24 protein-coding genes and 1 pseudogene are annotated in these 26,322 nt (G+C 73.3%); 16 read left to right on the top strand and 9 right to left on the bottom strand.

Annotated elements, in window-relative coordinates; translation table 11 throughout:
- Positions 1-42: 42 nt before the first annotated feature.
- The 10 genes from bdeA (at position 43) to DN051_RS05655 (ending at position 12,679) form a co-directional block, all read left to right on the top strand.
- On the top strand, positions 43-984 hold the full coding sequence (bdeA, locus tag DN051_RS05700) for a bis(hydroxyethyl) terephthalate hydrolase (protein WP_053757025.1): 942 nt from the start codon (positions 43-45) through the stop codon (positions 982-984).
- A 203-nt stretch (positions 985-1,187) separates the two neighbouring features.
- Positions 1,188-3,917: a helix-turn-helix transcriptional regulator gene (locus DN051_RS05695; protein ID WP_107093822.1), complete on the top strand. Its 2,730-nt coding sequence runs from the start codon at positions 1,188-1,190 to the stop codon at positions 3,915-3,917.
- A gap of 142 nt (positions 3,918-4,059) precedes the next feature.
- A complete protein-coding gene (locus DN051_RS05690) occupies positions 4,060-5,316 on the top strand; it encodes an RsbRD N-terminal domain-containing protein (RefSeq protein ID WP_053757023.1) in 1,257 nt (418 codons plus the stop codon).
- A 481-nt stretch (positions 5,317-5,797) separates the two neighbouring features.
- A complete protein-coding gene (locus tag DN051_RS05685; RefSeq protein WP_053757022.1) occupies positions 5,798-6,580 on the top strand; it encodes an ABC transporter ATP-binding protein in 783 nt (260 codons plus the stop codon).
- A complete protein-coding gene (locus DN051_RS05680) occupies positions 6,577-7,377 on the top strand; it encodes an ABC transporter ATP-binding protein (RefSeq protein ID WP_053757021.1) in 801 nt (266 codons plus the stop codon). Before DN051_RS05685 ends, DN051_RS05680 begins: the two co-directional genes overlap by 4 nt.
- Positions 7,374-8,270: a branched-chain amino acid ABC transporter permease gene (locus tag DN051_RS05675; RefSeq protein WP_053757020.1), complete on the top strand. Its 897-nt coding sequence runs from the start codon at positions 7,374-7,376 to the stop codon at positions 8,268-8,270. Before DN051_RS05680 ends, DN051_RS05675 begins: the two co-directional genes overlap by 4 nt.
- Entirely contained in the window at positions 8,263-9,372 is a 1,110-nt protein-coding gene (locus DN051_RS05670) for a branched-chain amino acid ABC transporter permease (RefSeq protein ID WP_053757019.1), read from the top strand. Before DN051_RS05675 ends, DN051_RS05670 begins: the two co-directional genes overlap by 8 nt.
- Positions 9,369-10,640, top strand: a complete 1,272-nt coding sequence (locus tag DN051_RS05665; RefSeq protein WP_112438143.1) for an ABC transporter substrate-binding protein — start codon at positions 9,369-9,371, stop codon at positions 10,638-10,640. The genes DN051_RS05670 and DN051_RS05665 overlap by 4 nt, the downstream gene beginning before the upstream one ends.
- A 196-nt stretch (positions 10,641-10,836) precedes the next feature.
- Positions 10,837-11,694 (top strand): aldo/keto reductase, encoded by an 858-nt coding sequence (locus DN051_RS05660; protein WP_053757017.1) that lies wholly within the window; start codon positions 10,837-10,839, stop codon positions 11,692-11,694.
- Between the two features lie 166 nt (positions 11,695-11,860).
- Positions 11,861-12,679 carry an SAM-dependent methyltransferase gene (locus tag DN051_RS05655; RefSeq protein WP_053757016.1) on the top strand — a complete coding sequence of 273 codons (819 nt, stop codon included), beginning with the start codon at positions 11,861-11,863 and terminating at the stop codon, positions 12,677-12,679.
- 16 nt (positions 12,680-12,695) lie between these two features.
- On the opposite strand, the gene DN051_RS05650 is transcribed toward DN051_RS05655, so the two are convergent.
- Together DN051_RS05650 and DN051_RS05645 are read right to left on the bottom strand one after the other, a co-directional pair.
- On the bottom strand, positions 12,696-13,616 hold the full coding sequence (locus DN051_RS05650) for a helix-turn-helix domain-containing protein (RefSeq protein WP_112438142.1): 921 nt from the start codon (positions 13,614-13,616) through the stop codon (positions 12,696-12,698).
- Positions 13,617-13,690: 74 nt separating this feature from the next.
- Positions 13,691-13,912 (bottom strand): DUF397 domain-containing protein, encoded by a 222-nt coding sequence (locus DN051_RS05645; RefSeq protein WP_053757132.1) that lies wholly within the window; start codon positions 13,910-13,912, stop codon positions 13,691-13,693.
- 218 nt (positions 13,913-14,130) lie between these two features.
- Between DN051_RS05645 and DN051_RS05640 the strand changes: the two genes are divergently transcribed.
- The 3 genes from DN051_RS05640 (at position 14,131) to DN051_RS05630 (ending at position 16,986) form a co-directional block, all read left to right on the top strand.
- Positions 14,131-14,676, top strand: coding sequence for a hypothetical protein (locus tag DN051_RS05640; protein ID WP_112438141.1), 546 nt, complete (start codon positions 14,131-14,133; stop codon positions 14,674-14,676).
- A gap of 174 nt (positions 14,677-14,850) precedes the next feature.
- Positions 14,851-16,620, top strand: coding sequence for an ABC transporter ATP-binding protein (locus tag DN051_RS05635; RefSeq protein ID WP_112438140.1), 1,770 nt, complete (start codon positions 14,851-14,853; stop codon positions 16,618-16,620).
- A 123-nt stretch (positions 16,621-16,743) separates the two neighbouring features.
- Positions 16,744-16,986 (top strand): DUF5133 domain-containing protein, encoded by a 243-nt coding sequence (locus DN051_RS05630; RefSeq protein ID WP_053757012.1) that lies wholly within the window; start codon positions 16,744-16,746, stop codon positions 16,984-16,986.
- 27 nt (positions 16,987-17,013) lie between these two features.
- Here the strand turns inward: DN051_RS05630 and tgmB are convergent, their stop codons facing one another.
- The 4 genes from tgmB to DN051_RS05610 form a co-directional block, all read right to left on the bottom strand.
- The gene (gene tgmB, locus DN051_RS05625) at positions 17,014-18,000 is read right to left on the bottom strand and encodes an ATP-grasp ribosomal peptide maturase (protein WP_053757011.1); all 987 of its coding nucleotides are present in this window, start codon (positions 17,998-18,000) and stop codon (positions 17,014-17,016) included.
- A gap of 15 nt (positions 18,001-18,015) precedes the next feature.
- Positions 18,016-18,207: a putative ATP-grasp-modified RiPP gene (tgmA, locus tag DN051_RS05620; RefSeq protein WP_053757010.1), complete on the bottom strand. Its 192-nt coding sequence runs from the start codon at positions 18,205-18,207 to the stop codon at positions 18,016-18,018.
- Between the two features lie 324 nt (positions 18,208-18,531).
- Positions 18,532-18,843: a DUF1232 domain-containing protein gene (locus DN051_RS05615; protein WP_053757009.1), complete on the bottom strand. Its 312-nt coding sequence runs from the start codon at positions 18,841-18,843 to the stop codon at positions 18,532-18,534.
- Positions 18,844-18,997: 154 nt separating this feature from the next.
- Positions 18,998-20,152, bottom strand: coding sequence for a hypothetical protein (locus DN051_RS05610; protein ID WP_112438139.1), 1,155 nt, complete (start codon positions 20,150-20,152; stop codon positions 18,998-19,000).
- A 240-nt stretch (positions 20,153-20,392) separates the two neighbouring features.
- On the opposite strand from DN051_RS05610, the pseudogene DN051_RS47235 reads away from it, so the two are divergent.
- Positions 20,393-20,850: pseudogene (locus tag DN051_RS47235) on the top strand (SDR family oxidoreductase); the annotation flags it as partial.
- Between the two features lie 208 nt (positions 20,851-21,058).
- Here the strand turns inward: DN051_RS47235 and DN051_RS05600 are convergent.
- Complete coding sequence (locus tag DN051_RS05600; protein WP_053757007.1) at positions 21,059-22,423, bottom strand: FAD-dependent oxidoreductase; 1,365 nt, start codon at positions 22,421-22,423, stop codon at positions 21,059-21,061.
- Positions 22,424-22,679: 256 nt separating this feature from the next.
- Between DN051_RS05600 and DN051_RS05595 the strand changes: the two genes are divergently transcribed.
- The gene (locus tag DN051_RS05595) at positions 22,680-23,582 is read left to right on the top strand and encodes a LysR family transcriptional regulator (RefSeq protein WP_053757006.1); all 903 of its coding nucleotides are present in this window, start codon (positions 22,680-22,682) and stop codon (positions 23,580-23,582) included.
- Here DN051_RS05595 and DN051_RS05590 read toward each other — a convergent pair.
- Together DN051_RS05590 and DN051_RS05585 are read right to left on the bottom strand one after the other, a co-directional pair.
- The gene (locus DN051_RS05590; protein WP_112438138.1) at positions 23,574-24,632 is read right to left on the bottom strand and encodes a medium chain dehydrogenase/reductase family protein; all 1,059 of its coding nucleotides are present in this window, start codon (positions 24,630-24,632) and stop codon (positions 23,574-23,576) included. The two genes, DN051_RS05595 and DN051_RS05590, sit on opposite strands and share 9 nt — an antisense overlap.
- Positions 24,633-24,769: 137 nt before the next feature.
- On the bottom strand, positions 24,770-25,333 hold the full coding sequence (locus tag DN051_RS05585; RefSeq protein WP_053757004.1) for a TetR/AcrR family transcriptional regulator: 564 nt from the start codon (positions 25,331-25,333) through the stop codon (positions 24,770-24,772).
- Between the two features lie 193 nt (positions 25,334-25,526).
- On the opposite strand from DN051_RS05585, the gene DN051_RS05580 reads away from it, so the two are divergent.
- A complete protein-coding gene (locus DN051_RS05580; protein WP_053757003.1) occupies positions 25,527-26,237 on the top strand; it encodes a type 1 glutamine amidotransferase domain-containing protein in 711 nt (236 codons plus the stop codon).
- The last annotated feature ends 85 nt before the right edge of the window (positions 26,238-26,322 follow it).

Below are 26,322 nucleotides of genomic sequence, written 5' to 3'. Positions count from 1 at the left end.
GCCCGGCCGGGCGGCCCGCCACGACCGAGAGGACGACTCGTCGTGCAGCAGCACCCGCGCAGCACCACCGCATCCGCAGCCCCCGGACCGGCGAGAGGCGCCGGGCGCCGCGGCACGCGCCGGTTCGCCGGCGCCGCCGCCGCGATCGCCGCCGCCGTAGCGCTCAGCACCCTCACCGGGCCCGGCGCCCGCGCGGCGGACAACCCCTACGAGCGCGGCCCCGCGCCGACCACCGCGAGCATCGAGGCGTCGCGCGGCCCGTACTCCGTCTCCGAGACCTCCGTCTCCTCCCTCGCCGTCTCCGGGTTCGGCGGCGGCACGATCTACTACCCGACCAGCACCGCCGACGGCACCTTCGGAGCGGTGGCGGTCTCCCCCGGGTACACCGGGACCCAGTCCTCGATCGCCTGGCTGGGGCCGCGGCTGGCCTCACAGGGCTTCGTGGTGTTCACCATCGACACCCTCACCACGCTGGACCAGCCCGACTCCCGCGGCCGGCAACTCCTCGCCGCCCTCGACTACCTGACGACGCGCAGTTCGGTGCGCGGCCGCGTCGACAGCACCCGGCTCGGCGTCATGGGTCACTCGATGGGCGGCGGCGGCAGCCTGGAGGCCGCCAAGTCCCGCCCGTCCCTCCAGGCCGCGATCCCCCTGACGCCCTGGAACCTCGACAAGTCCTGGCCCGAGGTCACCACACCCACCCTGATCGTGGGTGCCGACGGCGACTCCATCGCCCCGGTCTCCTCCCACGCCGAACCCTTCTACGGCAGCCTGCGCTCCTCCCTCGACCGCGCCTACCTGGAACTCAACGGCGCGAGCCACTTCACACCGAACAGCTCGAACACCACCATCGCCAAGTACAGCGTGTCCTGGCTCAAGCGGTTCATCGACAACGACACCCGCTACGAGCAGTTCCTGTGCCCGTTGCCCAGCCCGAGCCTGACCATCGAGGAGTACCGGGGCAACTGCCCGCACACCTCCTGAGGCCCGCACGGCGGTCGCGCGCCCGCGCGGCCGCCGTGCGGCGTTGTGCCGGAGCACCGGCGGGCGCCCGCGGCGCTGGGCGGCGGCACAGCGCCCGCACCCCGGCCGTGCCCCGAACGGCCAGGTGACGGGCGGGATGAGGCCCCCGGCCCGCCCGGACGCCCGCCTTCCGCCCGCCATTACCCGTCCGTAACGTCGCGGGAATGACCGGACGGACAACCGTGAGAACCGCTCCTCGGCTGTACGGAAGGAACTCCCAACTGCGCGAGGTGGCCGCGCTGTCGGACAGGCTGAGGACCCACAGTGCCGTACTCGTCGTGACCGGGGAACCCGGACTCGGCCGTACCGCCCTCCTCGACCACGCCGCCCGCACCTTCGACGCCGGTCCGGTGCTCCGGGTCCCGACCGACCGGCCCCGGCCGCCCCACGACGGCGTGCGCGCCCTGCTGCGGGCCGCGGGCGGTGCCCGTCCCGCGCCGTCCGCGGGGTCGACGCCCCAGGCCCTGCTGGAGACCCTGCGGGCCGCGGCCGGCACCGCAGCGCTGCTGGTCTGCGTCGACGACGTCCACCTGTGGGACGCCCCCTCGCGCGCCGCCCTCGGCCGCGCGGCCAGAAGCCTGCACACGGCCGGCCGGGTGGGTCTGCTCCTGTCCGTCTGCGGACACCGTCCGCTGGACCCGGACCTCGCCGCGCTGCCCGTCCTCGGCCTGCCCCCGCTGCCGGTGTCGGATGCGGGTGAACTGCTGGACGAGGCGACGTGCGCCGCCCTCGCCCCCGCGCTCCGGGAGGAGTTGCTGGAGGAGGCGGCCGGCAACCCCGCGCTGCTGCTCGCCCTGGCCCGCCGTCTGTCCACCGCCGAACCGCGCGGACGGCGGCTGCCGCCGCGCCCGTTGGCCGACGCCGGGGTGCTGGCGAGCGTGGTGGGGGACCGGCTGAGCGGCGCCTGGTCCGACGCCGACGGCCTGCCGCTGACCGTCGCCGCCGCGCTGCGGGCGGCGGACCACGACGACGTCGACGCCGGCCCGGTCCTCGCCGCGACCGGACGGGCCGACGGCACCCCCGGCCCCCAGGCGCCCCGGTCCGAGGTACTGGTCCTGGCCGACGGTCGTTACCGGTTCGGCTCCGACCTGGTGCGCAGGGCCGTCTACGCGGCGGCTCCGCCCGGCCGGCGCCGCCGCGCGCACCGGGCGCTCGCCGCGGTCCACGAGGCCGGCGGACACCGGCTGCCCGCGCTGCTGCACCGGGCATGGGCCGCGACCGGCAGCGCGCCGCGGATCGCCACCGGGCTCGCGGCGGCCGCCGCCGACACCACGGTCCCCGCCTCGCACCGGCTGCGGGCCGTCGCCCTGACCCGCGCGGCCGAGCTGACGGCGCCGAACGGCCCGCGGGCGGACCGGTACACGGCCGCCGCCGAACAGGCGCTGCTCGCGGGGAGTCCCGGGCACGCGCTCCGATCACTCGCCCGTGCCCCGCTGGACACGGCACCGCCGGTGGTCCGCGGGCGCGCCCAGTTCGTACGGGGCCTGGCGGACCGGTACGACGGGCCCGTGGCCGACGCCCACGCGTCCCTGCTGTCCGCCGCCGGCCTGCTCGCCGCGGACGCTCCCGGCCGGTCCGCCGCGGCAGCGCTCGCCGCCGCGGACGCCGCCTGGACGGCGGGCCGTATGACGGAATGCCAGGAGGCCCTCGGCGGCATCCAGGAGGACCCGGCAGGACCCGGCGCCGACCGCACACGCGACTACCGGCTCGGAATGCGCGCCGTGCTGGAGGCCCGCTTCGACCGGGCGGCCGCACCGCTGCGGCGCGTCGTAGGGGACGCCGCGGCCGACGACGAGCCGGAGGTCCTGCTGCGCTCCGCGTCGGCCGCCCTGCTGCTCGGCGACCTGCCCTCGGCGGGCCGGGCGGGCGCCCGGGCCCTGGCGGCGGCCCGCGACCGCGGATCGGGCGCCTTCGAACCGCGGGCACTGGAGTACCTCGCCTACGCCGAACTGCGCGCCGGATGCCACGCTCTGGCCCGCACGCACGCCGAGGCGGGCCTGCGCGCCGCGACGGCCACCGGGCAGCGCAACACGGCCGCACACCACCACGCCGTACTGGCCCTGGCGGCGTCCATCGAGGCGGAGACGTCCGTCGTCGCGGCCCATGTGGGGGCCGCGCTGACGACCGCCCGCCGGCACGGGCTCGCCCAGGCGGCCACGCTGGCGCACTGGGCGGCGGCCCGGGCCGACCTCGGCCGCGGCCGGCCGCTGGAGGCCGCCGAGCGGCTCGGCCCGCTCGTCCGTCCCGGTCCGCGGCGCGGCCACTTCGCGGTGTGGATGCTCGCCGTGCCCTGCTACGTGGAGGCGGCGGCGCTCGCCGCACGCCCGCAGGACGCGCCGGAGGCGCTGGAGTCCTTCGCCGTGTGGGCCGGCCTCGGGGCCGATCCGCAGGCACCCGCCCAACTGCTGCGCTGCCGTGCCCTGCTGGCGGCGCCGGAAGCCGCCGACGACCTGTATCTGCGCGCGCTGGACCTGCACGACGGCACCGCCGGGGACTTCGAACGGGCCAGGACCGAGCTGGCGTACGGCAAATGGCTGCGCCGCCGGCGCCGGCTGCGCGAGGCACGTGACCGGCTCGGGGCCGCGCTGGTGGGGTTCGAGCGCTGCGGCGCCGGTGTCTGGGCGCAGCAGGCGCGCGGTGAGCTGCGCGCTCTCGGCGCGGCGCCGAACACGGCGGGGACCGGGGCCCTCGCCCGGCTGACGCCCCAGCAGTGGCGCGTCGCCCGCCACGTGGCCGACGGTGCCACCAACCGGGAGGTGGCCCGCAGCCTGTCCGTCAGCACCCGCACCATCGACTACCACCTGCGCAACGTCTTCGCCCTGCTCGGTGTGCGCTCCCGGGTGGAGCTGGCCCGACTGGTGGGCCAGGCCGAAAAGTCCGGTGCACACCCCTAGGGACCGACCGGACGGTATGCCATCCTTCGGGGCAGCACGAGTAAGACGCCGGCCACCGCACGGGCTCCCCGGCCGACGGGGGACCGGCCGGCCGCCCGCCGCACGTGCACCGCCGGCCAACCGACCCTGGGGGAGGACCGCGATGCACCAAGCCCTACGGCCGCGATCGGCGCTGCGCACCGGACCGACAGCCGTTCCGCGACCGCGAACACGCCCCGGCCGCTCGTTGATCGACGCCGAGGCCCTGAGTGTGCTGCACCGGGCTGCCCGCGTCCTGCTGGACGACCTGCCCGAGCTGACCGACCGGCTCGTGGCCGTCCTCCAGGAACAGGAACCGGCCTACCGGGCGGCCGTCGAGATCGACCCCGTCGCCACCTGGCAGGAGGTGCAGCGCTCGCTGCGGCACAGCGTCGGTTCGCTGCTCGACCCCCGCGGCACCCGGGACGCCGCGCGCCGCTGCTCCTGGCGGATCGGCGCCGCCCGCGCCGAACAGGGCCTGCCGCTGGACGCGTTGCTGCACGCGTTCCGGCTGGGCGGGTCCCTGGTGTGGCAGGCGCTGGTCGAGGAGACCTCCCGGACGGCACCGGAGGACGTCCGCCTGCTCGTGCACGTGGCCTCCGACGTGTGGAACTTCGTCGACGAGCACTGCACCCTCGTCGCCGACGCCTACCGGCAGGCCGAGCGGCAGCTGAACTGGCGGCGCGAGAACCGGGTGCGGCTGCTGGCCACCGCTCTGCTCGACGGCACCAGCCGCATCGCCGACCTGCCCGAGACCGCGCGGGCGCTCGGCCTGCCGGAGCACGCCCGGTACGTCGTCGTCGCGGTGGACGGCGGACCCGCCCCGGGGTGCGCGCAGGCGCGGGCCGCGGCCGTGCCGCCGGGGGCGCGCACGTACTGGCACACCGGCGTCGAAGTGGACTACGGCATCGTCCTGGTCGGCGACGGCGAGCTGCCGTCCGCGGCCGCGCCCACACCGGCGAGGATCGGCTTCGGCGGCGCGGTGGAAGGGCTGGCCGCGATCGGCGACGCCCGCCGGCTCGCCGACACCGCGCTGCGCATCTGCCCCGCCGAGGGCGGCACCGTACGGCTGGGCGAACACCTCCCCGCGGCCCTGGTGGTGTCGTCCCCGGAACTCGGCGAGACGCTCGCCGACCGGGTCCTCGGGCCGCTGTCCGGACTGGAACCCGCCGACCGTGAGGTGCTCCTCGACACGCTGTCGGCGTGGCTGGAGTGCGACGGTTCGGCGCAACGGGCGGGCCGCAGCCTGTACTGCCACCGCAACACCGTCCTGAACCGGCTGCGCCGCTTCGAGCAGTTGACCGGCCGTTCGCTGAGCCGCCCGTCCGACGTCGTGGAGGTCAGCCTGGCCCTGACCGCCCGCCGACTGCTGGGCGGCTGACACCCCGCGCCGCCGTCCCGGCGGCGGCGGCGCCGCCCGCTTGCCGGGCGGCCGCGGCGGCGGTGTTCCCCACTCCCGGAGGCGCGGCGCGGGGAGGGCTCCGGCTCGCCAGGCAGTCGCGCGGGCAACGGCGGTTCCCGATACCCGATTCCCGGCCGTCGCACCGCCGCCGGTGCTCCTCCCCGCTTTCCTGCCGTCGCGCAGCCGTCGGCGCTCCCTGTTCTCCGGCCGTCGCACCGCCGCCGGTACCCCCGGTCTCCGGGTCGGTGGAAACCGGCGGTGGCGCCGGAGTCCCGCCGCCCGGTGGGTCCGCAGTCCCGGGCCACCGATGGGCATCCGCACAACCCCACCGGCCCCCGCTTGGGAGCGCGCAGCGACACCGCCGCGCGGCCTGTACCGCCGTCCGGCGCCCGTGCTGTCGTGAGCTGCCCTTCCCCCGAGCCCGTACCGGCCCGCCCCGGCACGGATCCGAGGAGCCTCGATGCCCCAAGCACCACCGGACGGACAGAGCGCGCTGCACGTCGAGAACGTCGACGTGACCTACGGCCGCGCCCTGTCCGCCCTCCGTTCCGTGTCCCTGACGGTCCCGCCCGGCACCGTCGTCGCCCTGCTCGGCGCCAACGGCGCCGGCAAGTCGACCCTGCTCCGGGCGGTGTCGGGGACGCTGCGCCTGCACCGCGGAGCGGTCACGGCCGGCCGTATCCGCTACGGCGCGACCGCACTCGACGGCCAGGACCCGGTCGCGGCGGTCCGCGCCGGGGTCGTCCAGGTCCCCGAAGGCAGGCGGGTGTTCGCCGGGCTCACCGTCGACGAGAACCTGCGCACCGGCGGGCTGGGGCTCGGCCGCCGCAGTCCCGCCCTAGTCCGGGAGGCCCGCGACCGGGTGTTCACACTGTTCCCGCTGCTCGCCGAGCGCACCGGCCAGGCCGCCGGTCTGCTGTCCGGAGGGGAACAGCAGATGCTGGCGATCGGCCGTGCTCTGATGGCGGCCCCCCGGCTGCTCCTGCTCGACGAGCCGTCCCTCGGTCTGGCTCCGCGCATGGTGGAGCGGATCGCCGAGGTGATCCGCGAGATCAACGCCCAGGGCACCGGCGTTCTCCTGGTCGAGCAGAACGCCGGCCTGGCGCTGTCGCTCGCGGACCACGCCCATGTGCTGGAGGTCGGCGAGGTCCGGCTGTCCGGCCCCGCGGACGAACTGGCCCGCACGGACGCGGTGCGCCGCCTCTACCTCGGCGAGGCCGCCGGCGACCAGGGGGCGGCGTGAGCGCCCGTACCGATCCGCCGCCCGTGCTCGAAGTCCGCGACGTGACCGTACGGTTCGCCGGGCTCACCGCCCTGGACGGGGTCTCGCTCACGGTCGCACCGGGTTCGGTGCACGCCCTCATCGGCCCCAACGGAGCGGGCAAGTCCACCTGCTTCAACGTCCTGTCGGGCCTGTACCGTCCGGCCGCGGGCACGGTCCGCCTCGGCGACACCGAACTCACCCGGCTGCCGCCGCACCGCGTCGCCGGACTCGGCGTGGCCCGTACCTTCCAGAACATCGTCACCACCGAGGGCACGGTCGCCGACAACCTGATGCTCGGCCGGCACGCCCTGTCCCGCGCGGGTTTCGCCGCCAGCGCGCTGCGTCTGCCGCGCGCCGTGCGCGAGCAGCGCGACCACCGCGAGCGGGCCCGCGAGATCGCGGAACTCGTGGGCCTCGAAGGGCGTTTCGACACCCCGGTCGCCGCACTGTCCTACGGCGACCGCAAACGTGTCGAGCTTGCCCGCGCCCTGTGCCTCGAACCGCGTGTCCTGCTGCTCGACGAGCCCGTGGCCGGTATGAACGCCGCCGAACGGGCCCGCACCGCCGAGGTCGTCCGGGACGTCAGGGCCCGCCTCGGCCTCTCGGTGCTGCTCGTGGAGCACGACATGGGCCTGGTGATGCGCCTGGCCGACGAGGTCACCGTCCTCGACTTCGGGCGCCGTATCGCGCACGGCACCCCCGAGGAGGTCCAGCGGCATCCGGAGGTGCTGCGGGCCTATCTGGGCACCGGCGGCAGCGGGGAGGACGCGGCATGACCCAGCTCCTCGACCACGTCCTCGGCGGGCTCGCCCTCGGCGCGGTGTACGCCCTGGTCGCCCTGGGCTTCGTCATCATCTTCAAGGCGTCGGGCGTGCTCAACTTCGCCCACGGCTCGCTGCTGCTGTTCGGCGGCTATCTCGTCGCGGTCCTGCACGACGACCTCGGCTTCGCCGGCGCCCTCGCGCTGGCCGTCCTCGTGACGGCGGCCCTGTCCGGGCTCGTGGACCGGCTGCTGCTCCAGCGCATCGGCCGGGACCAGCGGGCCGCGCATGTGGCGACCATCGCGACCATCGGCGTCGACATCGTCCTGCTCACCGACCTGGCCCGGCGCATCGGCGGCGATCTGCTCACCCTCGGGGACCCCTGGGGGGACTCGGTGCGCGAACTCGGCCCGGTGACCGTCGCCGACAGCCGCATCGCCGCGATCGTCGTGTCCGCCGCCGTCATCGGCGCCGTCTTCGCGCTGTTCCGCTTCACCTCCTGGGGGCTGTCGCTGCGCGCGGCGGCCGAGGACGTGGAGGCGGCCGCCCTGATGGGCGTTCGGCTGGCCAGGGTGCGCACCATCGCCTGGTGTCTGGCCGGCGGGCTGGCCGCGCTGGCGGCGGTGTTCCTCGCCGCGTTCCCGGCACCGGGCCTGGAACGCACCACGGGACAGATCGCGCTCAAGGCGTTCCCGGCCGCCGTCCTCGGCGGCATGACCTCACCCACCGGCGCGCTCGCCGGCAGTCTGCTGATCGGCCTGACCGAGGCACTCGTCGCCGGCTACCAGACCGAACTGCACGTCCTCGGCGAGGGGTTCGGCGACGTCGCCCCGTACGCCGTGATGGTCCTGGTGCTGCTGGTGCGGCCGACGGGCCTGTTCGGAGCGAGCGGAGCGGCCCGTGTCTGACCTCCGTGAGCGGGGCAAGGTGCTGCTGCCCGTGCTCGTCTTGTGCGTACTGCCGTTCTACCTGGACGCCTTCTGGCTGCGGATCGGCCTGTTCGCCATGGCCGCGGCCATCGGCGCCGTCGGTCTCAACCTGCTGGCCGGCACCGCCGGGCAGCTCTCCCTCGGCCACGCGTTCTTCCTGGCCGTCGGGGCCTACGGCTACGCGTGGCTGGCGGGCGAACCGGGCCCCGGACTGCCGTCCGCGCTCGCCCTCGTGCTCGCCGTGCTCCTCGCGGGTGTCGCGGGCGGCCTGTTCAGCCCCGTCGCCGGGCGAGTCCGCGGGATCTACCTCGGGGTGGCCACGCTCGCGCTGGTCTTCCTCGGCCACCACGTGCTGCTGACCGCGGACTCCGTCACCGGCGGCTTCAACGGCCGCTCCGTGCCGCCGCTCAGCCTCGGCGGCTTCGGCTTCACCGACGGCGACCCCGAAGTCGTACTGCTGGGCGTGCCGTTCGGCGCCGAGGAACGGCTCTGGTACCTGGGGCTGGCGCTGTTCGCGCTGACCTGGTTCACCGCCCGCGGGATCCTCCGCGGACGCCCCGGCCGGGCCCTGGTCGCGCTGCGCGACAGCGAGACGGCGGCCGCGGTGATGGGCGTGGACGTGGCCCGCTACCGGTCGGCGGCGTTCGTCGTCTCCTCGATGTACGCCGGCCTGGCCGGCGCCCTGCTGGCGCTCGGCTTCCGCCGTATCGTGCCCGACTACTTCGGGCTCGCCCTCTCCGTCGACTACCTCGCCATGATCGTCATCGGTGGCCTCGGCTCGGTGGCGGGCGCCACCGCGGGGGCCGTCTTCGTCACCGCTCTGCCGCTGCTGATGACCCGTTACGCCGACCATCTCCCGCTGGTCGCCGCGCCCGGCTCCGCCGAGGGCTCCGTGGGACCGACCGAGGCCGCCCGCTACCTCTACGGCGCGGCGATCGTCCTGGTCCTGCTGTACGCCCCCGACGGCCTGCACGGGCTGACCTCCCGCGTCCGAGCCCGCCTCGGCCGCCGACGCCCCCTCACCCCGGCCGCCTCCCCTCCGTCCGCCTCCGCCGCACGAGCCAAGGAGCACACCCCGTGAACCTCCCGCACCGCACCACCAGAATCCTCCTCGCCTCGGCCCTGTCGGCACTGCTCGTCGCGGCCACCGGCTGCAGCTCCAAGGCCGGCGGCGAGAGCACCGGCGACGGCGCCGACGGCGTCAAGTCCGGCCCCGGAGTGACCGACAAGTCCATCCGCCTGGGCGCGCTCACCGACCTGACCGGCCCCTACGCCACCCTCGGCAAGAGCATTGTGCAGGCCCAGCAGATGTGGGCCGACGAGACGAACGCCGACGGCGGGATCTGCGGCCGCAAGGTGCAGATCGTCGTCGAGGACCACGGCTACGACGTGCAGAAGGCGGTCACCGCGTACGCCGACATCTCCGCCGACGTCGTCGCGCTGCCCCAGGTGATCGGGTCCCCGGTGATGGCCGCCCTGATCGACGACATCGAGAAGGACAGCATGCTGACCTTCCCGCAGGCCTGGGCGGCCTCGCTGCTCGGCAAGCAGGCGGTCCAGGTGCTCGGCACCACCTACGACGTCGACATGATCGCCGCGGTCGACTTCCTGACCCGGACCAAGGCGCTGAAGAAGGGCGACAAGATCGGCCACGTCTACTTCGAGGGCGACTACGGCGCCAACGCGCTGGAGGGCTCGACCTGGGCGGCCGAACGCGCCGGGCTGAGCGTGGTCGAGCAGAAGATCAAGGCGACCGACACCGATCTCACCGCCCAGGTGTCGGCGCTGCGCAAGGCCGGGGTGAAGGCCCTGCTCATCAGTGCCGGACCCGCCCAGACGGCGTCCCTCGCCGGCGTCGCGGCCTCCCGGGGACTGCGCGTGCCCATCGTGAGCAACGCCCCCGGCTTCGCCCCCCAGTTGATGAAGACGCCCGCCGCGGGCGCGCTGGAGGCCATGCTGAGCGTGGTGAGCGCGGCGCCCGCCGTCAGTTCGGACCTGGCCGGCGTCCGGACCATGGTGGCCGCCTACGAGAAGAAGTACCCGGGCTCGCCCGTCGACTCCGGTGTGCTGTCCGGCTACAACGCGGCGCAGCTCATGGGCGCCGACCTGAAGAAGGCCTGCGAGGCGGGCAGTCTCGCCCGCGAGGACGTGGTCGAGGCGCACCGCGCGCAGCGCGACGCCGACACCGGACTCGGCACCCCGCAGGACTTCTCCGACGTCTCGCGCCCCGCGAGCCTCGCCACCTACGTCCTGAAGCCCGACCCCGAGGCCGTCGGCGGGCTCGTCGTGGTGGAGGAAGCCCACGCGGCACCCGGCGTCGAGGACTACCTGGCGTCGCGCGGCGCGTGACCTGCCGCCGCCGGGCCCGCGTCGCACACGGGCCCGGCGGCCGGCCCGGATTCAGCGCCCGGACCGCTGAATCCGTTCACTTTCTTCTATTGGACCTCCGGTCGCGCGCCGGTCAGGCTGGAACGGTTCCGCCCGGCTCACCCCGCCGGGCGGATCCCGCCGGTTCTGCGCGACAGCCGAAAGAGGTCACGAACCCATGCACACCCGCCGCATCGGTGATGTCGAAGTCAGCGCGATCGGTCTGGGCGCCATGCCCATGTCGATCGAGGGCCGTCCGGACGAGGCGCGTTCCCTCGCCACCGTCCACGCCGCCCTGGACGCCGGTGTGACGCTGATCGACACCGCCGACGCCTACCACCGGGACGCCGACGAGGTGGGCCACAACGAGACGCTGATCGCCAAGGCCCTGGCCACCCATGACCTCGGCAAGGACGTCCTGGTCGCCACCAAGGGCGGGCATCTGCGCCCCGGCGACGGCAGCTGGACGCTGGACGGCAGCCCGGCCCACCTCAGGGCCGCCTGTGAGCAGTCGCTGCGCCGGCTGGGCGTCGAGGCGATCGGCCTCTACCAGTTCCACCGCCCCGACCCCCGCGTCCCCTACGAGGAGTCCGTCGGCGCGATCCGCGACCTGCTCGACGAGGGCAAGATCCGGATGGCCGGCATCTCCAACGCCGACCCGGACCGGATCAGGCTTGCCGCAGGCATCCTGGGCGGCCGGCTGGTCTCGGTGCAGAACCAGTTCTCACCCGCGTTCCGCTCCAGCGAGCCGGAGCTGCGCCTGTGCGACGAACTCGGCATCGCCTTCCTGCCCTGGAGCCCGCTCGGGGGCATCGCCAGGGCCGGTGAACTGGGATCGGCCCACGCGCCGTTCGCGCGGATCGCCGCGGCCCGCGGTGTGAGCCCGCAGCGCGTCTGTCTGGCCTGGATGCTCGCCAAGTCGCCGGTCGTCGTGCCCATCCCGGGTGCCAGCCGGCCGGAGACGATCCTCGACTCGGCGGCCACGCCCGACCTCGTGCTCACCTCCGCGGAACTGGCGGAACTGGACGCCGCGTGACATCCCGGTGCGGGCCGGGCCACCGGCGACGGCCCGCACCGTGGAACACCCGCACGACTTCTGCCGACGATTCGCGCATGGGCTGGCACCGGCTGTCACCCAGTCCCTAGGATGATTTCCCGTCAGGCCAGTGGAGTTGACGCTCGGCAGCCAAGCAGGGGGATCGATGCACACCGACAAGTCGCTGTCCACGGAGATCGACGCCAAGGTGCCGACCGCCGCTCGGATGTACGACCACTACCTCGGCGGCAAGGACAACTACGCCGCGGACCGTGCGGCCTGCGAGGAACTCGACAAGGTCGTGCCGAGCACCCGCCGGCTGGCGGTGAACAACCGCCGCTTCCTCCAGCGCGCCGTCCGCACCCTCGCGCAGGAGTACGGCATACGGCAGTTCCTGGACCACGGCTCCGGCCTGCCGACCCAGGACAACGTGCACCAGGTCGCGCAGCGCCACGACCCCACCGCGCACGTCGTCTACGTCGACAACGACCCCATGGTGCTGGTCCACGGCCGGGCCCTGCTGGAGCAGGACGAGCGCACCTGCGTCATACACGCCGACATGCGGGAGACCGACCGGATCTTCGCCGATCCCGACACCCAGCGCCTGATCGACTTCTCGGAGCCGGTGGCGGTGCTGTTCAACTCGGTCTTCCACTGCATTCCCGACAGCGACACCGACGGCCCGCTCGCCGTGTCCCGCCGGGTGATCGAACGGCTCGCGCCGGGCAGCTACGTACTCATGTGCCAGCTGGTCAGCGAGGACCCCGAGGTCCGCGCCTTCGTCACCGACTTCATGGACCAGGCGACCCAGGGACACTGGGGCCGGGTGCGCCAGGAGAAGGACGTCGCCCAGCTGTTCGACGGCCTGGAGATCCTCGAGCCGGGCCTCGTGGAGGTGTCCACGTGGCGCCCCGACTCCGAGGTGGCGCCCCGCCAGCTCACCCACGAGTGGATCGAGTTCGGCGGGGTCGCCCGCGTGCCGTGACGGCCCGCCCCGCCGCTCAGCCGGCGGGGTAGCGGTGCTCCATCGTCTCCCGGAGCAGCTCCAGGGAGGCGCGGGGCGTCAGCGCCTCGTCGGCCAGCCGGTCCAGGGCGACCCGGTACTCCTCGGTCTCGTCCCGGTCCTCCAGGAAGTTCGCGCTGCGGATGTGCTCCAGGTAGACGACGTCGGGCAGGTCCAGGCCGTCGAACCGGAGATAGGTGACCGGGATGGACGGCGCCGACGCCTTCGTCACGTCCAACGGCACGATCTGCAGGCTCACATGGGGGCGCCGGGCCATCTCCACCAGATGCGCCAGCTGATCGCGCATCACCGCACGGCCGCCGAGCACCCGCAGCAGTACGGACTCGTCGACGATCGCCCACAGCTGCGGGGCGTCCGGCCGGTGCAGCAGCTGTGCGCGCCGGGTGCGCAGCTCGACCCGCCGCCGCACCTCCTGCCGCGGCGCCACCGGCAGTCCGCGCTCGACCACCGCACGCGTGTAGTCCGCGGTCTGCAGCAGACCGGGCACGTACTGGAGCTCGAAGGTACGGATCGAGGCCGCTGCCTCCTGGAGTCCCACCAGCCGGTCGAACCACTCGGGCATCAGCCGCTTGTCGTATCGCTGCCACCAGCCCGGCTCTCCGGCCCGCTTGAGCAACTGGAGCAGCACCGACGCCTCGTACTCCTCGGCGCCGTACAGCTCCAGCAGCGCGCGCACATCGCCCTCGGTGGGCGGCTTGCGGCCCTTGCCGGACTCGATGCGGGACAGCTTCGCCGGACTGAATCCGAGCGCGCGGGCCGCCTGGTCCTGGGCGAGCCCGGCGTCCTCCCGCAGACCGTTCAACTGGACGCCGACCAGCATCTTCAACAGAGTGGGCGCGGGCTCCGCCCGGTCGAGATAGGGTCGGAGACGGGACACGCGCTGTGACTGGGCGGACATCCTGGCTCCCTGCAGACCGGCAGAAGTAGCTCTCACGCTACCGTACTTGGCCGGTGTGGAGCAGATGGGTGGGCTCACACGAGATGGTCGAACTCGCCCTCCTTGGCACCGGCCAGGAACGCCGCCACCTCGCCCGCGGTGTAGACGAGCGCCGGCCCGTCGGGATCGCGGGAGTTGCGCACCGCGACACCCCCGTCGACCAGTGCGGCGACCTCGACGCAGTTCCCCTCGGCGTTGCTGTGGCGGCTCTTGATCCAGCGGGCTTCCAGCGAACTGGCCCGTACTCCGTTCGGCATCACTGGCACCGTGACCTCCCTCGGTTCCCGTTGCTGACTCCTACCCGGATTCCCGCGCAATTTCTCGTGCAATTGCACGGAGGTGGGGTCGGTGTGGATAATAGCTACAGCGTCAACCCACGGGAAGGCGCCTGATCATGACGCCGCATCAGGGAAAAGGCCCAGGTCGTCGACCTGTCACTCGTACCGACATGACTGCCGCGGAAAGGCCCGACGCCATGCGCACCGCTTCGACGGAACAGCCGAGCAACGAGCGCACAGACCGCGAGACGCGGCCGACGGGAGTGTCCCGTCCCACGCCCCTGGGGGCACTGGGCGAGGTGGCGTGGCGGGAGATCCAGGACTCCACCGGCAGTGCCGCGGGGATCCCGCTCCTGCTCAACTCCATCGCCTGGGGCGGCGCCCGTACCGCCGACGCCGCGCTCGACGAACTGCGCGACCGCATCTGCCAGTACGGCTTCGTGGTGGAGCAGGCGACGGCGGCGACCGTCCCGTTCCTGTGGGAGCTCGCCCAGCTGCCCCATGTGACCTGCCGGGCCCGGATCCTGCTGCTGCTGAAGAACATCGCCGACGCCCGCCAGTGGGAGAACACGGCGACGGCGTATCCCAAGCTGCTCAACCGCCGCGAGAACCATGTGGTGTGGGAGCGGGCGGCCCGGCAGGCCGTCCACGCCCGGCGCGGCGCCCTGCGGCAGCTGCGGGCCGAGAAGGACGCCGAGGTCGTCCGCGCGTCCTCGGAACTCGCCCGGGCCCTCGGCGAGTAGGCGTCCGGCGGACAGGCGTCCCTCTCCGCCCGTCAGGCCGCTGACGCGGCCGCGCGGTCTCACGCCGCGGACACCCGGGCAGCCCATCCGTTTCCTGGTGTACCCCTGGCCGAACACGGGCAGAAAGCGCTTCCTGCCCGTTCCCCGACTCGGCCGACGGAGAGGACACCGCGGATGGCGTCGTCGTTGGAAAGACCCCTCGACCACCGCTACCGGGGCGAACACCCGATACGCACCCTCGCCTACCTGTTCCACGCCGACCGCCGGCGACTGGCCGCCGCCGTCGTCGTGTTCACGGTCAAGCACAGCCCGATCTGGCTGCTGCCGCTGATCACCGCGTCCATCATCGACACCGTGGTGCAGCACCAGCCCATCGGCAGACTCTGGACCAGCACCGGGATCATCATGTTCATCCTGCTGGTCAACTACCCGCTGCACGTGCTGTACGTCCGCCTCCTGTACGGCAGCGTGCGCCGCATGGGCACGGCCCTGCGCTCCGCGCTCTGCACCCGGATGCAGCAACTTTCCATCGGCTACCACTCCCGGGTGAGCGCCGGAGTGCTCCAGGCCAAGGTGGTGCGCGACGTCGAGACGGTCGAGCAGATGGTGCAGCAGACCGCCGAGACGGGACTGGGCGCGATCACCGTGCTCACCGGCGGGCTCGTCATCATCGGCGTACGCACCCCCGAGTTCCTGCCCGTCTTCCTCGTCGTCGTGCCCGCCGCCGCACTTCTCGTGGCCCGCCTGAGGGCCCGGCTGCGCGCCCACAACGAGAACTTCCGCCACGAGGTGGAGACCCTGTCCTCACGCGTCACGGAGATGACCCGCCTCATCCCGGTGACCCGCGCGCACGGCCTGGAGGGCAAGGCGCTGCGCCGCATGGACGGCACGCTGCACCGTCTGCTGACCTCCGGGATGCGCCTGGACCTGGTCAACGGCCGGTTCGGCTCGCTGGCCTGGGTGGTGCTCAACGTGGTCGGCGTCCTGGTGCTCGCGGGCGCCGCGCTCGTCTCGTACTACGACGTCTGGGGCGTCACCGCCGGCGACGTCGTCATGCTCAGCGCCTTCCTGACGACCCTCACCAACTCCACCACGACCCTGGCGGGCCTGGCCCCGGTCATCACCAAGGGCCTCGAATCGGTCCGTTCGGTCGGTGAGGTCCTCCAGGCGCCCGAACTGGAGGAGAACGAGGGCCGGGCGCCGGTCGCCTCGGTGCGCGGCTCCGTCACCTTCGAGAGCGTCGGCCACGCCTACGACGACGGCGGACGGCCCGCCGTACGCGACTTCAGCCTCTCGGTGGCACCCGGCGAGACCATCGCCCTGGTCGGGGCCTCCGGTGCCGGGAAGTCCACGGTGCTCAACCTCGTCATCGGCTTCATCAGGCCCACCTCGGGCCGGCTGCTGCTCGACGGCACCGACATGAACACCCTGGACCTGCGCACCTACCGGCGTTTCCTGTCGGTCGTGCCGCAGGAGTCGATCCTCTTCGACGGGACCGTCCGCGAGAACGTGGCGTACGGGATGGACGACGCCGACGAGGAGACGGTCCGGGCGGCGCTGCGGGACGCCAATGCCCTGGAGTTCGTCGACGGACTGCCGCAGGGACTCGACACCGTGGTCGGTGAGCGCGGCACGCGGCTGTCCGGCGGGCAGCGGCAGCGGCTGGCCATCGCCCGTGCCCTGATCAGGGATCCCAAGGTGCTGGTGCTCGACGAGGCGACCTCGGCGCTCGACACCCGCTCGGAGGCGCTCGTGCAGGAAGCGCTCGCCCGGTTGCTGGCGGGACGTACCACGTTCGTGGTCGCCCACCGGCTGTCCACCGTGCGGGGCGCGGACCGGATCGTGGTGATGGCCGACGGCCGGATCCAGGAGATCGGCACCCACGAGGAACTCCTCCGCGGCGGCGGGGCGTACGCCGCGCTGCACCGCGGCCAGGCCGCCTGACGGGTCCCCACGTGCCCCACTAGGCAGCGTTATTGCGCCAATTGGGTGCCCGGACCCCGGTCAGGCGAATGGTCCGGCCCTGTCCGGGCATACGGTGCGCAAAAGTCGAGAGAGGGGCGCCCCGTGCTGGTTCCGGACCCGAAGGTCGTCAGAAAGCTGTTGACCAGGTACGCATCCCTGCGCATCGCTCAGGCGGAGTGGGAGACGCCGACAAGGGCTCGGGAGTTGGAGGACGTCAGTTACACCCTGTGCGTCATGATGGGCACCACCAGCATCCATGACGCCATCACCCGCGCGGACGCCCTGCTGGTCGACGGGCGCACCCCGGACACCGACGGCGAGAGCGATCTGAGCCTCGCCGTGTGACGCCGGGCGGGCGGCGGCCCGCGGCGGTCAACACACCCTGCTGCTGGTTCCGTTGACCCGCTTCGGCGCGTTCTCCGGGACGGGACGGGCCAGCCACTCCGCGATGGTGCGGGCGATCGGCTGGCCCGTGTCCACCTCCACGAAGCCGAACTGCCCGGACTGGTTGCACTCCAGGAACCACCAGGTCCCGTCCGCGTCCTCGGCGAAGTCGAACGCACCGTAGGCCAGTTCCGCCTCGCGGAGGTAGGCGCGCACACCGTCCGCGATCCGCGGGGGAACGTCGGAGGGGCGCCAGGGCACGTCGCCCGGGGCGAAGCGGACGTCCACCTCGTCGGGATCGGCGTCCGGCGCCGTCGCCTTGCGGGCCGCCAGCATGCGTTCGCCGACGACGGTGAGCCGGATGTCGGCGCGCTTGGCGATACGCCGTTGCAGCAGGGTCGGGCCGAAGGCTACCGCGGCGAAGTCGGCGTCCGGTGCCACCCGGCTGGTGGGCACCGCCCGCGGCGGCTCCTGGGGATGGGCGCCGGAGACGGGCTTGACGACCAGGTCCGGGAAGCGTGCGGCGAAGTCGCGGGCGGCCTGCGGGAAGGTCGTGATCAGCGTGGCCGGCACGGGCAGCCCGCTGCGCTGGGCCAGGCGCAGCTGCCAGGGCTTGTAGCGAGCGCGTCGGGCCGCGTCGGGGTGGTTCATCCAGCGCGCGCCGGAACTGCGCAGCATGCCGTACAACGCCTGTGAGGACTCCTCGGTGAGCCACTCCGACGGCTCGGCCACCCGCGAGGCCGGAGTCCCGGGCCTGCGCACCCACACGGAACGCAGCCCGTCCAGGCCCACCAGCCGCCCCGCGGACCACAGGTGGCCGCGGAACGAACCGTGCACGTACTCGCCGGACAGGGCCGCGCCGCCGATCAGATCGGCGGGGTCCAGGCGGACCACGGGGACCGCGGACGCGTTGAGGTGGACGACCACCATGTCGGCCGTCACGTCCTGTTCGGAGGTCAAGATCAGTACGGTCATGTCGACGTTCCGTGATCAGTCGTCGAAGTGCGTCTTCGAACCGGCGGTCGAGGTCGTGGTGCCCAGTTCTCTCATCAAGGCGAGATCGGTGGCCGCTATCCGGCCGTCGCACAGGACGTTCAACTGGAGGCCTGGGTCGTAGGCGTACGGCATGGCGACGTCCAACTTCGCTGCCGGGCGTGCGTAGTCGAGCGCGAACGGTTGCATCGTCTCTCCCTCGTCGGTGCTGCCCCGGGCCAGGCCGCCGGCCTGCCGTGTCGTCGATTCGTCCGTGGATCTCCGGGGGCTTCCATGGACTTATACGAATCGAACGGGTGAATGGTTTCCTTACACTCCGTAGTCATCGGCGAGTTGGCCGCCCCGAACCTGAGACGGAGGACGACGTCCTCCGGTTGACCGTTCGTACTGCGGAAAACCGCGCGCCCGGGCGGCGAAGGGGGCGCACGGAGGTGAGGACGGAGCGGACCCGGTGGTGTCCCGGGGCGGCCGCGCCAGGACGCGGCCGATCGAGCGACGCGGGCGGGTTCGGGGTCAGGCGGCGGCGCGCGGGCGGCTCTTCCCGGCGGTGCGGTGGTCGCGTGCGGTCAGTGGGGCGCGCAGGGTGCGCAGCGCCAGCAGCAGGACGCCCACGTCGTCCAGATAGAGCGGGTCGGGCAACAGGTCTGCCGGGAGCACGAAGTACGCGACGGCGCCCCAGAAGACCCAGCGCGGCCCGGTGGGCAGCCCGGCACGCCGTAGGACCCGTCGCGCCCGCACCAGTCGCACCAGCAGCGCCACGGCTGCGGCGAGCACGACGGCGAGGATCACGGCGAGCACGACGAGCACTGTTGTGCTGATTTCCACGGGCCCTCCTCGGTCCGGTGCGCCGCCGAATGACGCGCCCTTCCTTGAATTCCCGGATTCCGCCCTGGTATTGCCTCCGTTACGGCGTTTGTGACCGATCGGCACATCCGTACGCCATGCCGATGCAGGCAGGACTCGCCGCGCGGCCCGCTCCTCAGCTGCCGGAACCGTCGGTTCCGGCGTCCTGGTCGTCGGCCGGTCCCGCACGCCGGGACCGCGCGTTGACCTTGAGCCGTTCGAAGGTGCGGGTCAACTGCTGGAGCGGGGAACCGGTGGGCGTCTCCTGCGACGGCGGCCCGGACGGTGCCGGCAGCACGGCGGCCGAGTCGCGGTAGGCGGCCAGCGCCTCGTGGGCGTGCTCGGCGGCCTCCCGGTAGAGGTCCCGTGACTTGGTCATCGCCTCCAGCGCGTCGGCGTACATGGCCACCAGGGCGCGCTCGCGGGCGAGTTCCTCCTCCAGGGTCAGCAGATGCCAGTCCTCGCGCAGCGCGGTCAGCGCGTCCTCGGCGCCGTCGGGCAGCGGTCGCGGCGTGGCGACGAAACGGGTCAGGGCGTCGATCAGTTCGACCGGTTCGCCGCGGTCCAGGAAGACGCTGCGCACGCTGAACGCCGCACTGTCGTGGCCGGCCGGGGCCGGAGCGCCGGGCAGCACCACCGCTCCGCCGCGCGGCACCTGCACGTCGAACTCGCGCAGGGCCCAGTTCACGGCCCGCAGCTGCTGCGGCGTGGCGCGGTGCTCCACCACCCGGTGCCGCAGACCCGGCGGCAGCAGTGGGGCGAGCGGGCGGCGTCCCACCGCGTCCGGCGTCATGGCCTCGTGGACGACGACGTGCACGGACCACGGGTCGCGCGCCGCGGCGCGCAGCACACGCCGCAGCTCCTTGTCGTCCGCGGGCAGGGGGTTCACGTCCCGGAAGCGCAGCTCGGTGCCGGCGTGGTGGTCCCAGCCCGCATCGGGGTCCGACGGCCAGAACATGGTGGCCGGGCTCGGCCATCGCATGTCCCAGGGCTGCTCCGCCTCGGCCGTCAGCGTCCACTGCCGGCCGGTGTCCGACGCGTCCGCGAGGGCCAGCCGGGCCCGGACGGTCACCGATCCGTCCGCCACCTCCCAGCGGGCCTCGACGACCCGTTCGCCGGGGTGCGCGGATTCGGGCAGTTCCAGATGGTCGCGGAGGGCACCGCTGTCCTTGTGTCGCTGGAGGGTGCCGCGGATCACGTCTTCCGCGGTGGCGGTTCCGGTGTGACGGCCGCGGGCCAGCCACACCGTGGGGGGAGTCGTCGGACGGTGGACGGTGGTGGAGGTCGGCATGGGTCCATCTGTGAACGGGGGCGTGGGGCTGCTGCCAGTATCGTCGCCGCCGGAAGCCGCGATCACGGCGGGGCGCGCCGTGCGGATCGCTCCGGTCCTGGGCGGTCGTCCGACTGCCCGCGGGTGCGACGTCGGCGATCGTGGGAACCCGTGGGAACTCGTGGGGAGGGGGACGGCGGGCGACAGCATCGCGAGAAGGGGTGACTCGGGGAGCTCGACCTCGGCGGGCGGACCGAGCTCGTGACCGGTTCCTCCTCCGGCATCGGGGCGGCGATTGCCGCCGGACCGGCCCGGGCGGGCGCACGTGTGGGCGTCAACGGACGTGACGCCGAGCGCCTCGAACGGAGCCTGGAGAAACCGCGCGCCGAAGTGCCGCGGGGCGACTTCTTGCCCTTGCCGGCCGGGGTTTCGCCAAGGAGGCGGACGGAACGGGCGTCACGGTGAACTCCGTCATCGCAGGACCCACCCACACCGAGGCGTCGAGGACTTCGTCCGTCAGCTCGTGGATCCCGCTCTCCCCTGGGACGAGGCGCAGCGCGTGTTCATGCGGGACCACCGCCCGCAGTCGCTGCTCGAGCCTCTGATCGAACCCGAGGAGATCGCGAACCTCGTGCTCTGTCTGAGCTCCCCGCCGGCCTCCGCCACGACCGGCGGGGCCCCTGCGGGTCGACGGGGGATACGGCGACTCGATCCTGCCGCCGGAGGGTCGGCGGCCGTCCGCGGGCGGGTCCGCCGGGCCTCGGTCCGCGGGCGGGTCCGCGGGGTTTCCGGCCGCCCGAGAGGCCGATCCGGCCCGTCGTGACGTCGTACGACGCCGGTGAACGGGCCGCGGCGCGGTCCGAGGGGCCGGTGGCACACGGCCCCGGCCCCGGGACCTCGCGTCGGTGGACGTTCGGGGGCGGCGGCTCAGGCGCCGCTCTCCCGCAGCATGTCCTCACGCTCGACGATCTTCACGCGCTCCCGGCCCTGCGGCTCGCCCAGGGCCTTCTCCGCCGCGTCCAGCCGGTACCAGCCCTCCCACGTCGTGAAGCGGACGTTCCGTTCGGCCAGGAACGCGTCCACGGACTCGGGCTCCGGTGCCGAGGGGGTCTGCAGCCGGCTGTGGGCGAAGTCGTCCAGCAGGTTGGACACCGTCTCGTTGGCGTCGCCCTTGGTGTGGCCGATGAGGCCGACGGGGCCGCGCCGGATCCAGCCGGTCACGTACACCGACGGCAGGTGCGTGCCGCTCTCCTGCATGACCCGGCCGCCCTCGTCCGGCACGGTGCCCGAGTCGATGTCCCAGGGCAGCTTGGGCAGCTTGTCCGACAGGTAGCCCACGGCGCGGTAGATCGCGGTGACGTCCCAGTCGGTGAACTTGCCCGTGCCCCGGACGTTGCCGGTGCCGTCCAGCTCGGTGCGCTCCGTGCGCAGGCCGACGACCTGGCCGTCCTCGCCGAGGATCTCGGTCGGCGACTCGAAGAAGTGCAGGAACAGCTTGTGCGGCCGGTCGCCGACGTCGCGTATCGCCCAGTTCTCCAGGGTCTTGGCGACCATGTCGGCCTGCTTGTTGCCGCGCCGCGTCGCGATCGAACCGTCGTCGTAATCGATGTCCTCGGGGTCGACGATGACCTCGATGGTGGGGGAGTGGTCGAGTTCGCGCAGCTCCATCGGGCTGAACTTCGCCTGCGCGGGGCCGCGGCGGCCGAAGACGTGGATCTCCTTGGCCCGGTTCGCCTCGAGGCCCTCGTGGACGTTGGCCGGGATCTCCGTCGGCAGCAGTTCGTCCGCGGTCTTCGCCAGGATGCGGGCCACGTCGAGCGCGACGTTGCCGACGCCCAGCACGGCGACCTTCTCCGCCTCCAGCGGCCAGGTGCGCGGCACGTCGGGGTGACCGTCGTACCAGGAGACGAAGTCCGCGGCGCCGTGGGACCCGTCGAGGTCGATGCCCGGGACGGGCAGCGCGCGGTCGGCCGTGGCGCCGGTGGAGAAGATCACCGCGTCGTAGAACGTGCGCAGGTCGTCCAGGCTGATGTCCGTCGGGTAGTCGACGTTGCCGAAGAGGCGGATCTGCGGCTTGTCGAGCACCTGGTGGAGGGCCGTGATGATGCCCTTGATCCTGGGGTGGTCGGGCGCGACACCGTAGCGGATCAGGCCGAACGGCGCGGGCATCCGCTCGAAGAGGTCGATGGACACTCCGGGTTCGGCGGCCACGTCGGACTTGAGCAGTGCATCGGCGGCGTAGATCCCGGCGGGGCCGGCTCCGACAATGGCTACCCGCAGAGGGCGGGACATGATCAGGTTCCCTTCGAGCGGTGACGAGCGACTCGACGAGAACCCTAAGCTAAGGCAAGCCTTACTTGGTACGCGGGTCGGATCTATGGACCCATAAGCCGATCTTATGGGGTGCATAAAATCGTCCCATGGGACCGCGAGTACTTTACCGCCCGCGCGCCGGCCGCCGTCAGCCCGGTCCCCCTCACCGCCCGCCCTTTGACCTCGGCGTAGTGCTTTGCTTCTGTCCGTGGTCGTGAAGGAGAACCGCGGTGGCATGCCGCACCTTGATCTGCTGTCCACCTTCCTGGAGGTCTACCGGGCGGGGTCGCTGTCCGCGGCCGCCCAGCGGCTCGGGGTGACACAGCCGGCCGTCAGCGGTCAGCTGGCCCGGCTGGAGGAGCGGATCGGTGAGCCGCTGTTCGTCCGCGGCAGCAGGGGCGTCACGCCGACGCGGCGCGCGGCCCTGCTGGCGGCGCGCGTCGGCGCTCACGTGGACGGGCTGCGCGGGGCGCTGGACCCGGCCGACGAGCCGCCGCTGCGCGGCACGGTGCGGATCGGCGGGGCGGCCGAGGTGATGGCGCTGCGGGTGCTGCCGGCGCTGGCCGGGCTGACCGGCCGCGGTCTGACCGTCCATGTGACCCTCGGGCTCGCCGACGACCTGCTGTCCCAGCTGGCCGACGACCGCCTCGACCTGGTCGTCTCGGCGGTGAGGCCCTCCCGTACGGGACTTCTTGCGGCTCCGCTGGTGGACGAGGAGTTCGTCCTGGTCGCGCCGCCCGCGCTGGCCCACACCGTCGACGCGGACCGGCTTCGCAGCGAGCCGGTGGCGGCGCTGGCCCATCTGCCGCTGGTCGCGTACGCGGAGGAACTGCCGATCGTGCGCCGCTACTGGCGCGGTGAGTTCGGACGGCGCCCGCCGAATCCGGTGGCCCTGGTGGTCGCCGACCTCAGGGCGGTCCTGGCGGCGGTGGCGGCCGGTGCGGGGATCTCCGTCCTGCCCCGGTACATCGCGGCCCCGGCCCTCGCCGCCGGGGAGGTCGTGCAGCTGCACCGGCCCGAGGTGGCGCCGCTGAACACCCTGTACACGGCGGTGCGGCGGGGCGGTGCCGCCGGTCCCGCCGTCACCGTCGTGCGCGACCGTCTGCAGCAGGCCGCGCGCGGGTGGAGCTCACTGTGAGCGCTGCTCGACCGGCTCGGCGCCGGGGGCGATGACGACCTTGCCGACGACGGTGCCGGACTCGGCGTGCCGCATGGCCTCGGCCGCCTGCTCCAGGGGGTAGACCCGGTCGACCCTGGCCTCGATCGTCCCCGACCGCAGCAGGCCGAAGATCCGCTCGAGGTCCGCGCGCAGCTCCGCCCGGAACCGCTGTGGACGGCGCGCCTTGCCCGCCCACAGGTTGAAGAAGTGGGCGCCGCGGCCGTTCGGCAGGATGTTCCACACGGCGAGCCGCGCGACGAGCTTCAGCACGGTGACGGTGCCGCTGCCGGCCCGGTCGCGGGTGGAGGCGCTGCCGTAGGAGACGAGCGTGCCGCCCGGCGCGAGCATCCGCCACGAGTCCTTGATGCCCTCGCCGCCCACGTGGTCGAAGACGGCGGCCACTCCGCCGGGCGCCAATTCGCGCACCCGTGCGGGGACGTCACCGCGATAGTCCACGGGGACGGCGCCCAGGTCGGCGACGGCCTGCTGGTTGCGGGCCGAGGCGGTGCCGATGACCCTGGCGCCGTGGCTGCGGGCGAGCTGGACCAGCACGCTGCCGACGCCGCCGTTGGCGCCGTGCACCACGACCGTGTCACCCGGGCGGACCTTCGCGGTGCGGTGCAGCATGCGCCAGGCCGTGGCGCCGTTGGTGATCAGGGTCTCGGCCCGTACGGCGTCCACCCCGTCGGGCACCGGCACCAGATCCGCCGCGTCGATCACGACGTGCTCGGCCCAGCCGCCGGTCTTGGTCAGCGCGGCGACCCGCTGTCCGACCGGCAGCGCGGGCGCGTCGGGCCCGGACGGGCCGGTCCGCTCGACGACGCCCACCAGGTCGTAGCCGGGGACGAAGGGGAAGGCCGGCATGTCGTAGTACCTGCCGCGCCGCATCTGCTGCTCGGCGAAGGTCACTCCGCTCGCCTCCACGCGGACCAGTGCCTGGCCGGGTCCCGGTTCGGGTAGGTCCCTGGACCGGAGGGCGAGGATCTCGGGCTCTCCGACGGCCGGCAGGACGACTTCGGTGGTTCGCATGACAGCTCCTTGTGGTCGGGGCGGTGCGGTTCTCGTTGTAATGAGAATGAGGTGAGTGGTTCATCACTCACTCTTCGGGTCCGAGAGAGGGCGGCGCCGGTTCGTCGGAACCGGACGGCCGCCCGGGCGCGGGTCGGTCAGTAGTGCCTGATGCCCGCGGCCAGGGTGCGGGTCCATGGCGCGTCGACGGTGTCGGCGTCGATGGAGACGATCAGATGGCAGAGCATGCCGGTGGCGAAGAACTGCTGGACCTGCTCCTCGCCGCCGCCGGAGGCGCCGCGGACGTATTCGACCGCGCGGGCGTACCCCGCCCTGACCGCCTCGCGCACCGCGGGCTCGGAGACGGCCGCCGCCTGGGCGTGCAGCTGCACCAGCAGCAGATCGTTGTCGCTGATCAGCCGGGCGTAGGCATCGCCCATGGAGCGGAGCACGGCCTCCGGTGCGCTGCTCGTGGCCGCGGCCGCGCCGCGTTCGAGGGCGGCGCGCACCTGCACGAAGCAGTGCTTGACGACCGCGGTGAACAGCGCCTCCTTGTTGGGGAAGAGGCGGTAGACGTACGCCTGCGAGATGCCGGCCGCCTTGGCCACCTCCGTGGTGGTGGTGCCGAAGTAGCCGCGGGCCGCGAACGCGCCGATGGCCGTGCGCAGGACCGTCTCGCGACGCTCCTCGGCGGTGGAGAGTCTGCGCTGTTCCGTATTCATGTGAGTACTCAACCACTCACTCTTGTGAGGCGTCAACACCCGTAGCCGAACACGTCCTGGCGGGGCAACTCCGGAACCATAAGGAGGCTTATGGCTCGCAGTACGGCTTCGGAAGTTCCCTGATGGAAGCTGGCGTTGACCCGAAGGGCGCCCCGGCGCCCGAGGACCCCGATCACGAAGGGCAGGCACTCCCATGGCGAAGATTCTGATGGTCGTCTCCGGCGCGGACAGCATGCGGCTGGCCGACGGCACCACCCACCCCACCGGCTACTGGGCGGAGGAGGTGGCCGTCTCCCACGAGGTGCTCACCGGAGCCGGGGCGCAGGTGGTGATCGCCACGCCGGGCGGCGTCCGGCCGACCGTCGACGCCCTCAGCCTGGACGAGCGCGGCGGCGTCGCCGAGGCGGACGCCCGGCGCCACCGCGCCTACCTCGACGGCATCGCCGACCAGCTGTCCGCGCCGCTCGCCCTCGCCGAGGCGCGGGCGGACGACTACGACGCCGTCCTCGTCCCCGGTGGCCACGCGCCGATGGCCGACCTCGCCACGGACGCCGCCCTCGGACGGCTGCTCGGCGAGGCCGACGCCTCGGGCCGGACCGTGGCGGCCCTGTGCCACGGGGTCGCCGCGCTGCTCAGCGCGGACCGGCAGGACGCCGGCTTCACCTTCGCGGGACGCACCCTGACGTCCTTCACCGACGAGGAGGAGCGCCAGGGCGGGCTGGGCGACAACACGCCGTACTACCTGGAGAGCCGGCTGCGTGAGCGCGGGGCCGTGATCCGGTCCGGACCCGCGTGGAGCAGCACGGTCGTCCAGGACGGCAACCTGATCACCGGTCAGAACCCGCAGTCCAGCAGGGCCACCGCCGAGGCCGTGCTGAAGAACCTCAAGGACCTCACGGGCTGACCGGGCCGCGCCGCCCCTTCCGCCGGTCCGGCCTTGTCCGCCGACGACGGCCGGTCTCGTCCCGGCCGACGACGGCCGATCCCGT

Source organism: Streptomyces cadmiisoli (genome assembly GCF_003261055.1).
Classification (GTDB): Bacteria; Actinomycetota; Actinomycetes; order Streptomycetales; family Streptomycetaceae; genus Streptomyces; species Streptomyces cadmiisoli.
This window is presented reverse-complemented; position numbering and strand designations above follow the sequence as displayed.

Excerpts from the sequence above, each read along its gene's own strand:
- DN051_RS05675 (WP_053757020.1), top strand. The coding sequence starts at position 7,374 with ATGACCCAGCTCCTCGACCACGTCCTCGGCGGGCTCGCCCTCGGCGCG.
- DN051_RS05610 (WP_112438139.1), bottom strand. The coding sequence starts at position 20,152 with ATGCCGACCTCCACCACCGTCCACCGTCCGACGACTCCCCCCACGGTG.
- DN051_RS05660 (WP_053757017.1), top strand. The coding sequence starts at position 10,837 with ATGCACACCCGCCGCATCGGTGATGTCGAAGTCAGCGCGATCGGTCTG.
- tgmB (WP_053757011.1), bottom strand. The coding sequence starts at position 18,000 with ATGACCGTACTGATCTTGACCTCCGAACAGGACGTGACGGCCGACATG.
- DN051_RS05580 (WP_053757003.1), top strand. The coding sequence starts at position 25,527 with ATGGCGAAGATTCTGATGGTCGTCTCCGGCGCGGACAGCATGCGGCTG.
- DN051_RS05685 (WP_053757022.1), top strand. The coding sequence starts at position 5,798 with ATGCCCCAAGCACCACCGGACGGACAGAGCGCGCTGCACGTCGAGAAC.
- DN051_RS05645 (WP_053757132.1), bottom strand. The coding sequence starts at position 13,912 with ATGCCGAACGGAGTACGGGCCAGTTCGCTGGAAGCCCGCTGGATCAAG.
- DN051_RS05590 (WP_112438138.1), bottom strand. The coding sequence starts at position 24,632 with ATGCGAACCACCGAAGTCGTCCTGCCGGCCGTCGGAGAGCCCGAGATC.
- DN051_RS05640 (WP_112438141.1), top strand. The coding sequence starts at position 14,131 with ATGCGCACCGCTTCGACGGAACAGCCGAGCAACGAGCGCACAGACCGC.
- DN051_RS05635 (WP_112438140.1), top strand. The coding sequence starts at position 14,851 with ATGGCGTCGTCGTTGGAAAGACCCCTCGACCACCGCTACCGGGGCGAA.
- DN051_RS05650 (WP_112438142.1), bottom strand. The coding sequence starts at position 13,616 with ATGTCCGCCCAGTCACAGCGCGTGTCCCGTCTCCGACCCTATCTCGAC.
- DN051_RS05595 (WP_053757006.1), top strand. The coding sequence starts at position 22,680 with ATGCCGCACCTTGATCTGCTGTCCACCTTCCTGGAGGTCTACCGGGCG.
- DN051_RS05695 (WP_107093822.1), top strand. The coding sequence starts at position 1,188 with ATGACCGGACGGACAACCGTGAGAACCGCTCCTCGGCTGTACGGAAGG.
- DN051_RS05600 (WP_053757007.1), bottom strand. The coding sequence starts at position 22,423 with ATGTCCCGCCCTCTGCGGGTAGCCATTGTCGGAGCCGGCCCCGCCGGG.
- tgmA (WP_053757010.1), bottom strand. The coding sequence starts at position 18,207 with ATGCAACCGTTCGCGCTCGACTACGCACGCCCGGCAGCGAAGTTGGAC.
- DN051_RS05655 (WP_053757016.1), top strand. The coding sequence starts at position 11,861 with ATGCACACCGACAAGTCGCTGTCCACGGAGATCGACGCCAAGGTGCCG.
- DN051_RS05690 (WP_053757023.1), top strand. The coding sequence starts at position 4,060 with ATGCACCAAGCCCTACGGCCGCGATCGGCGCTGCGCACCGGACCGACA.
- DN051_RS05585 (WP_053757004.1), bottom strand. The coding sequence starts at position 25,333 with ATGAATACGGAACAGCGCAGACTCTCCACCGCCGAGGAGCGTCGCGAG.